The organism is Vibrio pelagius, assembly GCF_024347575.1.
Classification (GTDB): Bacteria; Pseudomonadota; Gammaproteobacteria; order Enterobacterales; family Vibrionaceae; genus Vibrio; species Vibrio pelagius.
This window is the reverse complement of sequence record NZ_AP025503.1, coordinates 1,256,675-1,270,681: the sequence shown is the minus strand read 5'-3', so window position 1 is coordinate 1,270,681 and position 14,007 is coordinate 1,256,675. Positions and strand designations below refer to the sequence as shown.

Below are 14,007 nucleotides of genomic sequence, written 5' to 3'. Positions count from 1 at the left end.
TTCCATAGCGGGCTTTTTAATTTGTCGGACATCTCACATTCAACTGACTAACAAATCAACGAATTGAACAGATTCTAGATTGGGCAAGCGGTATCTTTATGCGACTATGTACGGCAGGAAATTTAAAGAATCATAAAGGAGGTCTTGTGAACAAGGCCATTGAAATCAAAAAGCTGGGAACGATTGATGTTATCAATGCGACCGTTCCTTACTCGCAAGATCCAACAAGCGTGTTCCACACACTGTGTGAAAATAAAACAGACAGCTTGTTGCTAGAATCTGCTGAGATTGAGTCTAAACAAAACCTCACTAGCCTGCTGCTTATCGATTCTGCCGTACGTATCGTATGCGAAGGCCATCAGGTCACTTTCCAAGCTCTAACGGATAACGGTCAACACCTGATCGAACACCTAAGTGCGAACGTGAAATCAGACATTAAATCTGCGTTAGAAGACAATGTACTGACTCTGAGCTTCACTCAACCAAGCATTAACCTAGACGAAGACTCTCGCCTAAGAGAAGCCTCTTCATTCGATGCACTTCGTTTAGTCCAGCACAGCTTTACACAAGATCCAGACAACAAGCACGCGCTCTTCATGGCGGGTCTATTTGCATACGACATCGTGGCAAACTTCGAGCCACTTGGCGATGCAGAAGCGACCAATAACTGCCCTGACTTTGTCTTCTACGTGGCTGAAACGCTACTTCGTTTTGACCATCAACAGAACGAAGGTCTGCTTCACGCAAGCGTTTTCTCAGAAGATCAAACAATCAAAACTCGCCTGACTGAACGTTTAGCGGATATCCAAACTCAATGCCAATCACTCAAAGAGATTGCTGAAGTTACTCCTCTTGATGACGTTGAAGCTGTACCAAGTGTTTCTGACGAAGATTTTTGCCAGACGGTTCGTGACCTAAAAGAGTACGTGGTAAAAGGCGATGTATTCCAAGTGGTTCCTTCTCGTCGCTTTACTCTGCCTTGCCCTGCACCACTAGCAGCGTACAAAGAGCTGAAGCAGAGCAACCCAAGCCCTTACATGTTCTACATGCAGGATGAGCTGTTTACTCTGTTTGGTGCTTCACCAGAGAGTGCTCTGAAATACGAGAAAGAGACTAACCAAGTAGAAATCTACCCTATCGCCGGCACTCGTCGTCGTGGTAAGCGTCCAAATGGTCAAATTGACTTCGACCTAGATAGCCGCATTGAATTAGAGCTGCGCACCGATAAAAAAGAGAACGCTGAGCACATGATGCTGGTTGACCTAGCACGAAACGACGTTGCACGTATCTCTGAAGCAGGCACTCGCCACGTAGCGGACCTACTCAAAGTAGACCGTTACAGCCACGTAATGCACCTCGTTTCTCGCGTTGTGGGCCAACTTCGTGAAGACCTTGATGCTCTGCACGCTTACCAAGCTTGTATGAACATGGGCACGCTAACAGGCGCACCTAAGATTCGTGCGATGCAGCTAATTCGTGATGTTGAACAGACTCGTCGTGGCAGCTACGGAGGCGCAGTGGGCTACCTAACGGGTGAAGGCACGCTCGATACCTGTATCGTGATTCGTTCAGCGTATGTTGAAAACGGTATTGCTCAAGTCCAAGCTGGCGCAGGTGTGGTTTTCGATTCAGACCCGCAAACCGAAGCCGATGAAACACGCGGCAAAGCGCAAGCCGTCATTTCTGCGATTCAAGCAGCACATACTGCACCTAAGCAACCATCTAGTAAGCAGGAGTCTTAATCATGGCTGATATCGTATTTATTGATAACTTTGACTCGTTTACTTACAACCTTGTTGACCAGTTCCGTTCACTTGGCCACAACGTGAAGATCTACCGTAATAACATCCCTGCAGAAGCAGTAGAAGCAGCAATTAACGAGCTAGAAAACCCAGTTGCGTTGCTTTCTCCGGGCCCAGGTGCTCCTGCTGACGCAGGCTGTATGCCAGAGCTAATTCAACGCTTGAAAGGTAAAGTACCTATGATTGGTATTTGTCTTGGTCACCAGGCAATTGTTGAAGCATACGGCGGTAAGGTTGCAGGCGCTGGCGAAATCATTCATGGTAAGGTTTCGATGATGGAACACGACAATCACGCGACTTACCAAGGCTTGCCTTCTCCGCTTGCAATTGCGCGCTACCACTCTTTGGTTGCGACTCACGTACCGGAAAGCCTAACGATTACCGCTGAAGTCGATGATTTGGTGATGTCGGTTGTCCAAGAGCAAGACAAAGTGTGTGGTTTCCAATTCCACCCTGAGTCCATCATGACAACATACGGCGCAACGCTATTGGCGAACGCTATTGAGTGGGCGTTAGAAAAGAACACAACTCTTGAGAAGAATGGAAAATAGGACACGATCATGGAACAGATTATTAATAAGCTTTACGACCAACAGTCTCTTACTCAAGAAGAAAGCCAACAGCTTTTCGACATCATCATCAAAGGCGAACTTGACCCTATTCTGATGGCGTCAGTACTGACTGCACTAAAGATCAAAGGCGAAACACCTGAAGAGATTGCTGGTGCGGCGAAAGCACTGCTGGCAAACGCAAACCCTTTCCCACGCCCTAATTACGATTTTGCAGATATCGTAGGTACAGGTGGTGATGGTCATGACACAATCAACATCTCTACAACTTCAGCATTTGTTGCAGCGGCTTGTGGTCTAAAAATCGCAAAACACGGTAACCGCAGCGTATCAAGCAAATCGGGTTCATCGGATCTTCTTGATAAGTTTGGTATTAACCTAGCGATGAGCGCAGAAGACACTCGCTCTGCCGTTGATAAGCTTGGCGTTGCTTTCCTGTTTGCACCGCAATACCACGGTGGTGTACGTCACGCGATGCCAGTACGTCAAACAATGAAAACTCGCACCATCTTTAACATCCTTGGTCCACTAATTAACCCAGCTCGTCCTAACATCGAACTGATGGGTGTTTACAGCAAAGAACTAGTGCGCCCTATCGCTGAGACCATGCTGCAAATGGGTATGAAGCGTGCAGCTGTGGTTCACGGCAGTGGTCTAGATGAAGTTGCAATTCACGGTGAAACCATCGTTGCAGAGATCAAAGATGGTCAGATTCATGAATACATTGTGTCTCCTGAAGATTTCGGCCTCAATCAGCATCCGCTAGAAGCAATCAAAGGCGGTGCGCCAGACGAGAACAAAGCTATCACCACAAATATCCTAACAGGTAAAGGTACTGAAGCTCAGGCGGGTGCGGTTGCGGTTAACGTTGCTCTACTGATGCGTCTATTTGGTCATGAAGATCTAAAAGCCAACGCAGCGAAGGCAATGGAAGCAATGAACTCTGGCAAAGCGTATGAGCTTGTACAGCAACTTGCCGACCACGCATAACGAACAAGATTTGAGACTAGAAAGATGACACAGACAAACGAAAAGTTATCAACTCACGTTTCTGTAAAAGAAGCAGAAATGGCAGAAGTATTAGCAAAAATTGTTCGCGACAAGTATCAATGGGTTGAAGCGCGTAAACAGCAGCAACCACTAAATGAGTTCAAAGATGCGCTAACCGCTTCAGACCGCAGCTTCTATGATGCATTAAGCCAAGAGCAAACCGTATTCATCACCGAATGTAAAAAGGCGTCTCCTTCTAAAGGCTTGATTCGTGATGACTTTGACCTTGAATACATTGCATCGGTTTACAACAACCACGCAAACGCGATTTCGGTACTGACTGATGAGAAGTATTTCCAAGGCGATTTCGAATTCTTACCTAAAGTACGTAGCATTGCTAAGCAACCAATCCTATGTAAAGACTTCATGGTCGATACTTATCAGGTTTACTTAGCTCGTCACTACTCGGCAGACGCTATCCTACTGATGCTATCTGTACTAAACGATGATGAGTACCGCACTCTCGCTGAAGTTGCTCACTCATTAGGCATGGGCGTGCTAACAGAGGTTAGTAACGAAGAAGAGCTGCACCGTGCTGTCGGATTAGACGCGAAAGTGATTGGTATCAACAACCGTAACCTTCGTGACCTAAGCACAGATCTAAACCGTACCAAAGAGCTGGCGCCTCTGCTTCGTGAGTTAGCACCAAACGCAGTCGTGATTTCAGAGTCTGGTATCTACACTCATCAGCAAGTGCGTGACTTAGCGACATTTGCAGACGGCTTCCTTATCGGTAGCTCATTGATGGCAGAAGAGAACCTAGAGCTTGCCGTTCGCAAGGTAACATTAGGTGAAAACAAAGTTTGTGGCTTAACTCATCCTGATGATGCAGCTAAAGCTTACCAAGCCGGTGCGGTATTCGGTGGCCTAATTTTTGTAGAGGCGTCAAAGCGTTGTGTTGACCTAGAAGCAGCACGCTTAACCATGAGTGGAGCACCGCTTAAGTACATTGGCGTATTCCAAAACCATGACCAAGCTAGCGTTATCAATGCCGTGAAAGAGCTCGGTTTATACGGTGTTCAGCTTCATGGTGAAGAATCACAACAATACGTGACTGAACTTGCAAATCAGCTACCGGAACACGTAGAGATTTGGAAAGCTTACGGCGTTGAAGACTCGCTACCGGCACTATTAGAAAGCAATGTGGCTCGCCATCTGCTTGATGCAAAAGTAGGCTCTCAGACTGGTGGAACAGGTCAAGTATTCGACTGGCAACTGATCAATGATCAGAGTTCTGTGATGTTAGCGGGTGGTTTAAACCCAGATAATGCACAGCAAGCAGCCACTTTAGGCTGTTTAGGGCTCGACCTTAACTCAGGTGTTGAGAGTGCCCCGGGTAAGAAAGATGCAGACAAACTCAACAAAGCGTTTGCTGCAATTCGCCAATACTGAGCGACCAGCCCAACTTAAGAACAGATGATTCACTGTAGATAGTCTACAGACCCTATTTCAGAGCATCGCAATGAGGTGCTCTACAAGATTAAAGACATTGGTATCCAGACATACCAAGCAAATTGAAGGAATAACACGATGGCGAAACTTGATGCCTACTTTGGTGAATACGGTGGTCAATACGTACCACAGATTCTAGTGCCAGCCCTAGAGCAACTGGAACAAGCGTTTATCGACGCTCAAGCGGATCCAGAATTTCGCAGTGAGTTCATGACACTGCTTCAAGAGTACGCAGGTCGTCCAACGGCACTGACACTAACTCGCAACCTAACGAAAGGCACTAAGACCAAGCTTTACCTAAAGCGTGAAGACTTACTGCACGGTGGCGCGCACAAAACCAACCAAGTGCTTGGTCAAGCTCTGCTTGCAAAGCGTATGGGTAAAGAAGAGATCATCGCTGAAACTGGCGCAGGTCAACACGGTGTGGCAACGGCTCTGGCTTGTGCTCTGCTTGGTCTTAAGTGTCGTGTATACATGGGTGCAAAAGACGTTGAGCGTCAGAGCCCGAACGTATTCCGCATGAAGCTAATGGGCGCAGAGGTTATCCCTGTGCACTCAGGTTCCGCAACGCTAAAAGATGCGTGTAACGAAGCGCTACGTGACTGGTCAGCAACATATGAAGACGCACACTACCTACTAGGTACTGCAGCTGGCCCTCACCCGTTCCCAACTATCGTTCGTGATTTCCAACGCATGATTGGCGAAGAGACCAAGAACCAAATTCTAGCTCGTGAAGGTCGCCTACCTGATGCTGTTATTGCTTGTGTGGGTGGTGGTTCAAATGCAATCGGTATGTTTGCTGATTTCATCGAAGAAGAGAGTGTTCGCTTAATCGGTGTCGAGCCAGCAGGTAAAGGTATCGATACCGACCAGCACGGTGCACCGCTTAAGCATGGTAAAACCGGCATCTTCTTTGGTATGAAGGCGCCACTAATGCAAGACTCTAATGGTCAAGTTGAAGAGTCTTACTCGGTATCAGCAGGTCTAGACTTCCCTTCTGTTGGTCCTCAGCACGCACACCTTAATGCAATTGGCCGTGCAGAATACGACAACGTCACCGATGATGAAGCACTAGAAGCCTTTCAAGAGATCGCTCGCAACGAAGGTATCATCCCTGCGCTTGAGTCTTCTCACGCTGTTGCACACGCACTGAAAATGGCTCGTGAGAACCCAGAAAAAGAACAACTATTGGTTGTAAACCTATCAGGTCGTGGTGACAAAGACATCTTCACCGTACACGCCATCTTAGAAGAAAAAGGAGCTATCTAATGAACCGTTATGAGAAGATGTTTGCGCGCCTAAACGAGAAAAACCAAGGCGCATTTGTACCGTTCGTAACGGTTTGCGATCCAAACGCAGAGCAGTCTTACAAGATCATGGAAACCCTAGTTGAAGCTGGTGCCGATGCACTAGAGCTAGGTATTCCATTCTCTGATCCGCTAGCAGATGGCCCAACTATCCAAGGGGCCAACATCCGTGCTCTGGATTCAGGCGCAACTCCTGATATCTGTTTTGAGCAGATTGGTAAGATTCGCGCGAAATACCCAGAACTGCCGATTGGCCTTCTAATGTATGCAAACCTTGTATATTCTCGCGGTATTGAAGACTTCTACGAGCGCTGTTCAAAAGCTGGCATTGATTCTGTTCTGATTGCTGACGTGCCAACTAACGAGAGCGCAGAGTTTGTAGCGGCTGCTGAGAAGTTCGGTATCCATCCAATCTTCATCGCACCACCAACGGCAAGCGATGAAACATTGAAGCAAGTGGCTGAGCTCGGTGGTGGTTACACTTACCTACTTTCTCGTGCCGGTGTAACGGGCGCAGAGACAAAGGCAAACATGCCTGTTGGACACATGCTTGATCGTCTAAACCAATTCAACGCACCACCAGCGCTACTAGGTTTTGGTATTTCGGCACCTGAACAAGTGAAAGAAGCCATTGAAGCAGGCGCTGCGGGCGCGATTTCTGGTTCTGCTGTGGTAAAAATCATCGAACAGAATATAGAGCAACCACAGATCATGCTTGATAAGCTGGCTGACTTTATTGCACCAATGAAAGCGGCTACGCAAAAGTAACATAACACGCTCTCTGGCCGCTTGCTTTAAGGCCAGAGGGTGTTTTTTTTAACGAGTAAAATCATCCTACTATTAACCACTTGTTAACAACCTCAAAATCCTCTCCCCTTTCAGCGCAATAATACAAAGCAAATACTCATACTAAAAATTTATAGAATGTCATAACAAAGCAACAAGCAAACGTTTGCTTTTGTGCAAAATATAATCACAATCACTTTCTACGCCTATTTTTAGTTGTATTTCGCCTTTGCTCATATTGATAAATGTAACAGATACGTGTAAAACTCATCGCGAAATATTTATCCAATTGTACGAAGTACATTGGCATGTAGTTCTAGGAATTTTACATTTTGTAGCACAGAGGTAACGGAAGTGTTAAAAGAAAAGAGTTTACTAGGTAATATCGGCATTCAAGTCGTTATTGCTATGATCGTGGGTACTGTAGTCGGTGCCATGATGGGTGAGAGCGCAACTATGTTTGCTCCTCTAGGCGCGATCTTCATCAATTTGATCAAGATGCTGGTTATACCATTAGTAGCCGTTGCACTGATCTCTGGTGCAGCAGGCTTAGGCAATAGCTCATCAGCAGGTAAAGTAGGTATCACTACTCTAGGTTACTTTGCACTGACTTCTGCACTGGCTGTTGCCCTTGCATTGATCATGGGTGAAGTATTCGAACCAGGACGCGGTATCGACGTTTCTGGTGTTGAAAGTATGTTCTCATCTGAGTATGCATCGAAAGGCGAACTTCCAACTTTCTGGGCGACCATCACAGGTATGATCCCAACCAACGTTTTCCAGTCTTTAAACGAAGCAAACATCCTTCAGATTCTAGTATTCTGCCTGTTCTTTGGTATCGCAATCTCTAAGCAAGCGAAAGAGAAACGCGAGCCAATCATCAATGGTGTAAATGCTATCGTTGACGCTATGGTATGGATGATCAACAAAGTTATGATCATCGCTCCTCTTGGCGTATTTGGTCTGATGGCTGAAGCGGTTGGTACATTTGGTTTTGGCGCTCTTATGGTCGTGTTTAAACTGTTCGTTGTGTACGTTGCTGCTATCTTAATCTTCGGTTTTGTTGCTTACCCACTGATGGTACAAATCTTCACCAAAACTTCGGCGAAGAAGTTCCTAGTAGCGATGAAAAAACCACAAGCCGTAGCATTATCAACAGCCTCTTCTATGGCAACACTACCTGTAACTATGGATACGGTAGAGAACGAGCTAGGTGTTCGTAACTCAACGGCATCATTCGTTCTGCCTCTGGGTGCAACAATCAACATGTCTGGTAACGCGATTTACTACGGCCTAGTGGCTATCTTCTTCGCACAGCTATTCAACATTGACCTATCAATGGGCGCGTACATCGCTATCATCGTAACATCAACTCTTGGTGCTGTAGGTCAAGCGGGTGTTCCAGGTCCATCATTCCTAGTTGTAGCCGTTCTACTAGCAGCGGGAATTCCAATCGAAGGCCTACCACTACTGTTCGCTCTAGACCGTATCTTCGACATGATTCGTACAGCTCTGAACATCACTGGTGATGCGGCGTGTGCGGTTATTGTTGACTCTCTAATCAAGGATGAAGAGAAAGAAGCTGAGCTACAAAAACAGCAAGCGTAGCCTTGTTGTTAAGTTTAGACGAGAATATAAAACCGCCTTTATATAGGCGGTTTTTTTTGGTCATTCTTTTTCAAGTCAATAAGCCCTGAACTTAAAGGCATTAATTAATTAATCCAAAAGCACGAGGAAGAGCCAGACTAATTGCGGGTATAAAAGTAATAGCCAATAAGGTAATGCTTAATACAGCACAAAACGGCAGAATACTTCTTATTACATTCTCAATTTTCGAGCCACTAACACTACAACCTACAAATAACGCAGTACCAACGGGTGGAGTTGCAATACCAATACATAAGTTGAAGATGATCATCATCGCAAAGTGAATAGGATGCATACCTAAATGTTCAGCAATCGGCATAAAAATAGGGGTAAAAATCAATACAGCTGGCGTCAGATCCATAAACATACCCACAATCAGCAGAATCAGATTCATCAGAATAAAGATGATAATCGGATTATTAGAAATAGAGAGCATCCAATCACTGATCATTGTCGGGAGCCCTGTAAAAGCCATAGCCCATGACATAATAGTAGAAGCACCAATCAAGAACAGCATAATACCAGTAACCTGAACGGTTTCTCTACAAATTACCGGGAAGTGTGCCCACTTGAGGGTTCGGTAACAGAGTGACAATACAAAAGAATACAGTACCGCTATACACGCCCCTTCTGTTGCGGTGAACACACCTCCAATAATACCGCCGATAACAACGACAATAAGTCCCAAGCTCGGTGTTGCTTGCCAAACAATATTCAGAACATCTCTTGTTGTGAAGCCGTCATTCGCACTTGTTTTATAGCCTTTCTTTTTAGCGATGAAATAGGCTACGACCATACAGCTTAAACCCATTAAAATACCTGGGACATAACCTGCGATAAATAGTGCAGCTACGGATGTCCCACCCGATACCACTGAAAACACGATCAGTGAATTACTCGGTGGTATCAATAAACCCGCGGGGCAAGATGCCACGTTCACCGCCGTTGCTACGTTTTTATCATAGCCATCTTTTTCTAATTCAGGGCCTAAGGTCTTACCTACAGCAGCCGCTGCTGCAACGGCTGATCCTGAAACTGCGCCAAACATCATATTTGCAAATATGTTCACGTGAAATAGTGACCCAGGGATCCAACCAACTAAAAGCTTTGCAAGGTTGATTAGCCGACTCGCGATGCCACCCACATTCATTATATTTCCAGCGAGAATAAAGAAAGGGATAGCTAATAAACTGAAACTATCGATACCGGTAATTATTTTTTGACCTGCAGTGATACTTGCAACTTCAAACGGTAAAATAAAATACATGATCGTTAAAGATGACATAGCAATTGCAATTGCAATCGGCATGCTTATCGCGATCATTAATAAGAAGAGGCCTAGCAGCCAAACACCAATGGACAAATCCATAATATAAAGTCCTTTTATAACTTACTTTTTATTAGGTTCACAAAAAAGATCCAACGTATTCATGATCAAATAGATGAGGATAATAACGGCTGAAATCGGCAGTATTGAATAAACCGTCGACATCGGTAGTTGCAGTGCTGGAGATAGTTGTTGTGTCGTCCTTACCATTAGGGCAATGCCACCTATAAGCATTGCTAGAGAAACAAATGCGCCTGAAATTATATTAATGAGTAAATGTAATGCTATGTGTGCTTTACCCTTAAGAGCTCCATCCAATAGTGTTATTGCTAAGTGGCCTTTGGTGCCAAACAAGTAGCTTGCTCCTAGTAGGCCAAGCCACACCATCGCATAACGAGCAAGTTCATCAGTCCAATTACTTGGGTCGTTCAAAACATATCGACTAAAAACCTGCCAAGTAACGGTAACAACGAGTAGCATTAGTGCAAAAGAAGAGACAATAAGAATCAATCTATCAAGTAAGTTTCTGAAAGTGGCTAACATTGTGTGATACCTCAAAAAATTTTGCCCTAGCAAAACCAAGGCAAAATTATATTTTCACTAAGACTGGTTAAAGAGCTTCAATTTTTTCAATGAATGAAGCTAATTTAGGATCTTTTTTCGCATCATCAATCATTGGTTTCACAGCCGCGCGGAACGGCGCTTTGTCAACATTGACAAACGTTACGCCTGCTTTCATACCTTTCTCTTTGTTCATGTCATCTGTTGCGTCCCAGATTTTAATCTGCTCTTCAAGAGATTCAGCTGCTGCTTCTTTTAAGATTTTTTGCTCTTGCGGCGTGAGTGATCCCCATTTGTATTCCGAAATAATGATTACATCAGGGGTCATCATGTGTTGATCCATGGAATAAAACTTAGCAACCTCACTGTGTTTCATCTCAACCAAGCTAGAAATATTATTTTCAGCACCATCAATAACGCCTTGTTGCAGTGCCGTGTATACCTCATTGAAAGGTACAGGTGTAGCTTTACCACCTAACAAATTGACCATTTCCATCATTGTAGGAGAGCCAGGAACTCGAACTTTCATACCGGCTAGATCGTCTGGAGAGTTAATCGCTTTTTTAGCGTAGAAGCTACGTGTACCTGAATCATAAAATGTGAGGCCAATGAAGCCCTTACCCTGGCTTGAAAGCAGCATCTCTTGCGCCGCTTCACTTCGCATGAACATCCTCATATGTTGAACATCACGGAATAAGAATGGCAGTGCATTCACTTTAAACGTCGGTTCAAAAGATTCGGCTAGTCCACCATTGATTTTTGCCATGTCAATCGCGCCAGTAACAACCTGCTCAGCTTGGTCACGCTCAGATCCAAGCTGACCGTTTGGAAAAATCTTAATAGTCAGCTCTCCATTCGATTTTTCTTTGACTTTATCAGCCATGATCACCATGCCTTGATGAGCAGCGCTTTCTAATGACATCGCATGTCCTAGGGTTAACGTTTTGGCTTGAGATCCAAATGCCAAGAGAACTGATGCAGCAGCAATCGTTAGTAGGTGTTTTTTCATGTTCTTCTCCAGAATCCATTTTAGTAAGAGGTACAGTTGTCTATGTCACGCTAAAGCCGAGCTTGAAATCTAAAAATCAATCGCACACTACTCGCCCTTGTAACGTTTCATTACAACATTTTTACCTTGACAAATTTGTATTACAATAACATTTGTGTATTTTGTGAGATAAGTTTTATATGTGAGTCTTATGTTTTATTTGATTGTGATATCAATCATATTTGTCACTAATTAAGCCATTAAATGGCTAATACTACGGAGTTTTTGAAATTTAATTTATTTTTAGAACAAGTTGTTAAGCCAAAATTAATTTATTTTTTTGTGCTATTTTAATACTTTAAGGTGGATATAAATGCGTGAACTAGGAAGGATTAACCGATTGAAAAATCGTCGTATCAACTATGACTGGAGAATAGATCGTGGGAAAGCTTTAGATACAAAAATGAACAAACTGGTGTGAAGAACGTTGATAGAATCACTAGATAGAATTTATTTGTAACAAAAATCCGAGAACCTCATTGCTCTCGGATTTTTTTAGTAATTTAGTTTTAGGCGCTAGGCAAAATTACAAATCACTGCCATAGATATCAAAAGAGAAGTACTTCGCCGCAATTTTATCGTAAGTGCCGTTAGCTCGAATCTCTTCGATGGCATTATTGAACTGCTCCGCTAATTTTGAGTCTTGTTTTCTTAACGCCAGTGCTGTGCCTTCACCGATATACGCTTTGTCAGTTACCGCTTTGCCTTTGAATTCAAAACCCTCTCCTTCAGCCTTATCTAAGAACGCGAGAGACAGCTGATCTGAATTACCAAAGGTGACGTCTAAACGGCCATTCTGAAGATCAAGGTAGACTTCATCTTGACCAGTGTAGCGCTTGATGGTGGCGACACTGCCAAACTTGTCCGTCACATAGCGGTCGTGAATAGTCCCTTGTTGTACACCGATGGTTTTACCCGATAAACCCTCTTGATCGATCTCAAATGTTGCACTTTTAGCGGCAACGAATACTGCCGGGGTTTGATAGTATTTATTGGTAAACAAGATCTTACGCTTGCGCTCTTCAGTAATACGCATCGACGCCATGATCACATCTGACTTTCTCGCCAGTAAGCTTGGAATAAGGGAGTCCCAACTTTGCGATACCCAAGTACAGTCCAGTTTCGCTTGCTCACATAAGGCATCGGCTATTTCGATATCGAAGCCAACCGGTACACCTTCACTATTTTTGTAGTTAAAAGGTGGATAGGTAAAATCTGACGCCAAGCGAATCTCTTTCGCCTGTACAGAAGTACCAAGTAAAACTGCCGCGCAAGTAAGTCCTAGTAGTATCTTTTTCATCATTGCCATCCTAGATATGATCTTTATCAAGTTGAAATTGAGGTTCTTTATTCTGAGCTTGTTGCTTCTGATGCAGCTCTTTCTGATAGTGGCTTAGTGACGCTATCACTTCATCCATGCTCTCTTGGCTGCCAATACTGATGCGTACACAGTGACGCAACGCAGGTTCATGATGTTGATTCCTTGTCACAATGCCATTTTTTGCCAACACGCTAAACAGTTGGTGTTCCGGCTTGTGCTTTAACAACACAAAGTTGGTTGACGACGGATAAACCTGTTCAATGAAATCAAACTGTGTCAATTGAACTGCAAAGCGGTTACGAACTTGAATCAGATCTAATGTCGCTTCTTGCATTACAGAAATACGCTCGTCAGACAGTGCCTCCAATACGATTTGCGAAGAACAATCAGGTATTGGGTATGGCGGAATCAGTTTTACTACATACTGCATCACGTTAGGGCTCGCTAACAGAAATCCGCAGCGTACTGCAGCCAATCCAAATGCCTTAGACAAGGTACGAATTACGACTAGATGTGGGTAGCGCTCAATCAGGTTTACAGCCGATGTCTGCGGTTCGAACTCAATATAGGCTTCATCAACCACCACCAGCGACTTACCTTGAGTACCCTCAAGCACTTCAACCAAATCTGGTTTAGGAATCACATTACCAGTTGGGTTGTTGGGTGAGCAGAGGAAAACGATATTAGCTAGTTCCGCTTTCTCTATCACATCGGCAGTATCTAAACTGAAATCTTGCTTGAGCGGCGAATCTAACGTTTCGATCGCCAACGCATCAGCGCAAAACTCATACATTGCGTAGGTTGGAGAACAAATCAGTATCTTATCTTGAGCGGGTTCACAGAAGGTTCTGACTAACAGATCAATCGCCTCATCTGCACCACGCACCGCAACCGTCTCAGCATCCGTTCCACAATATGCTTGATACGCCTTCGCTATATCTTGCGGCAAAAAATCTGGATAGCGGTTGTACCCAACTTCTTCCGGAAACAGTGGGCTCTCTAGTTCGTTTGCGTTTAACCAAACGCGACCATCACCACCGATTCTTCTCGCCGATTGGTAAGGTATTAATTTTTTTACTGCCTGTGGCACTAAGCTATCGATAAAAGATATCAAGAGGCGATCCTTTCCATTTAATC

At 44.4% G+C, this 14,007-nt stretch carries 12 protein-coding genes and 1 other annotated feature (1 of these 13 running past the window's edge); of the genes, 7 read left to right on the top strand and 5 right to left on the bottom strand.

Translation table 11 applies throughout. The features are described 5' to 3' along the window. Positions 1-21 (top strand) — a sequence feature (Trp leader region); it begins 94 nt to the left of the window's first position. Between the two features lie 125 nt (positions 22-146). The 7 genes from vsple_RS05705 (at position 147) to vsple_RS05675 (ending at position 8,574) form a co-directional block, all read left to right on the top strand. Continuing rightward, positions 147-1,742: an anthranilate synthase component 1 gene (locus vsple_RS05705; RefSeq protein ID WP_261882930.1), complete on the top strand. Its 1,596-nt coding sequence runs from the start codon at positions 147-149 to the stop codon at positions 1,740-1,742. A 2-nt stretch (positions 1,743-1,744) separates the two neighbouring features. Further along, the gene (locus vsple_RS05700) at positions 1,745-2,353 is read left to right on the top strand and encodes an aminodeoxychorismate/anthranilate synthase component II (RefSeq protein ID WP_152468520.1); all 609 of its coding nucleotides are present in this window, start codon (positions 1,745-1,747) and stop codon (positions 2,351-2,353) included. A gap of 9 nt (positions 2,354-2,362) precedes the next feature. Further along, positions 2,363-3,361, top strand: a complete 999-nt coding sequence (trpD, locus tag vsple_RS05695) for an anthranilate phosphoribosyltransferase (RefSeq protein ID WP_261882929.1) — start codon at positions 2,363-2,365, stop codon at positions 3,359-3,361. Positions 3,362-3,385: 24 nt separating this feature from the next. Beyond that, entirely contained in the window at positions 3,386-4,813 is a 1,428-nt protein-coding gene (gene trpCF / locus vsple_RS05690) for a bifunctional indole-3-glycerol-phosphate synthase TrpC/phosphoribosylanthranilate isomerase TrpF (protein WP_261882928.1), read from the top strand. Between the two features lie 138 nt (positions 4,814-4,951). After that, positions 4,952-6,142, top strand: coding sequence for a tryptophan synthase subunit beta (trpB, locus tag vsple_RS05685; protein WP_261882927.1), 1,191 nt, complete (start codon positions 4,952-4,954; stop codon positions 6,140-6,142). After that, positions 6,142-6,948, top strand: coding sequence for a tryptophan synthase subunit alpha (gene trpA, locus vsple_RS05680; protein ID WP_255230936.1), 807 nt, complete (start codon positions 6,142-6,144; stop codon positions 6,946-6,948). The genes trpB and trpA overlap by 1 nt, the downstream gene beginning before the upstream one ends. A gap of 426 nt (positions 6,949-7,374) precedes the next feature. Beyond that, positions 7,375-8,574 (top strand): dicarboxylate/amino acid:cation symporter, encoded by a 1,200-nt coding sequence (locus vsple_RS05675; RefSeq protein WP_261883129.1) that lies wholly within the window; start codon positions 7,375-7,377, stop codon positions 8,572-8,574. 100 nt (positions 8,575-8,674) lie between these two features. Here the strand turns inward: vsple_RS05675 and vsple_RS05670 are convergent, their stop codons facing one another. The 5 genes from vsple_RS05670 to hisC all read right to left on the bottom strand — a co-directional run bounded on the left by vsple_RS05670 (position 8,675) and on the right by hisC (position 13,984). Continuing rightward, positions 8,675-9,982, bottom strand: a complete 1,308-nt coding sequence (locus vsple_RS05670) for a TRAP transporter large permease (RefSeq protein ID WP_261882926.1) — start codon at positions 9,980-9,982, stop codon at positions 8,675-8,677. A gap of 21 nt (positions 9,983-10,003) precedes the next feature. Next, entirely contained in the window at positions 10,004-10,483 is a 480-nt protein-coding gene (locus vsple_RS05665) for a TRAP transporter small permease (protein ID WP_261882925.1), read from the bottom strand. 67 nt (positions 10,484-10,550) lie between these two features. Beyond that, entirely contained in the window at positions 10,551-11,510 is a 960-nt protein-coding gene (locus vsple_RS05660) for a TRAP transporter substrate-binding protein (protein WP_261882924.1), read from the bottom strand. A gap of 565 nt (positions 11,511-12,075) precedes the next feature. Beyond that, positions 12,076-12,849 carry an ABC transporter substrate-binding protein gene (locus vsple_RS05655; RefSeq protein ID WP_261883128.1) on the bottom strand — a complete coding sequence of 258 codons (774 nt, stop codon included), beginning with the start codon at positions 12,847-12,849 and terminating at the stop codon, positions 12,076-12,078. A gap of 10 nt (positions 12,850-12,859) precedes the next feature. Further along, complete coding sequence (gene hisC / locus vsple_RS05650) at positions 12,860-13,984, bottom strand: histidinol-phosphate transaminase (RefSeq protein WP_261882923.1); 1,125 nt, start codon at positions 13,982-13,984, stop codon at positions 12,860-12,862. Positions 13,985-14,007: the final 23 nt, after the last annotated feature.

What these genes read in the sequence shown, in the direction of transcription:
- vsple_RS05700 (WP_152468520.1), top strand. Translation starts at nt 1,745, where the DNA reads ATGGCTGATATCGTATTTATTGATAACTTTGACTCGTTTACTTACAAC.
- trpD (WP_261882929.1), top strand. Translation starts at nt 2,363, where the DNA reads ATGGAACAGATTATTAATAAGCTTTACGACCAACAGTCTCTTACTCAA.
- trpCF (WP_261882928.1), top strand. Translation starts at nt 3,386, where the DNA reads ATGACACAGACAAACGAAAAGTTATCAACTCACGTTTCTGTAAAAGAA.
- trpB (WP_261882927.1), top strand. Translation starts at nt 4,952, where the DNA reads ATGGCGAAACTTGATGCCTACTTTGGTGAATACGGTGGTCAATACGTA.
- trpA (WP_255230936.1), top strand. Translation starts at nt 6,142, where the DNA reads ATGAACCGTTATGAGAAGATGTTTGCGCGCCTAAACGAGAAAAACCAA.
- vsple_RS05675 (WP_261883129.1), top strand. Translation starts at nt 7,375, where the DNA reads ATGATCGTGGGTACTGTAGTCGGTGCCATGATGGGTGAGAGCGCAACT.
- vsple_RS05670 (WP_261882926.1), bottom strand. Translation starts at nt 9,982, where the DNA reads ATGGATTTGTCCATTGGTGTTTGGCTGCTAGGCCTCTTCTTATTAATG.
- vsple_RS05665 (WP_261882925.1), bottom strand. Translation starts at nt 10,483, where the DNA reads ATGTTAGCCACTTTCAGAAACTTACTTGATAGATTGATTCTTATTGTC.
- vsple_RS05660 (WP_261882924.1), bottom strand. Translation starts at nt 11,510, where the DNA reads ATGAAAAAACACCTACTAACGATTGCTGCTGCATCAGTTCTCTTGGCA.
- vsple_RS05655 (WP_261883128.1), bottom strand. Translation starts at nt 12,849, where the DNA reads ATGAAAAAGATACTACTAGGACTTACTTGCGCGGCAGTTTTACTTGGT.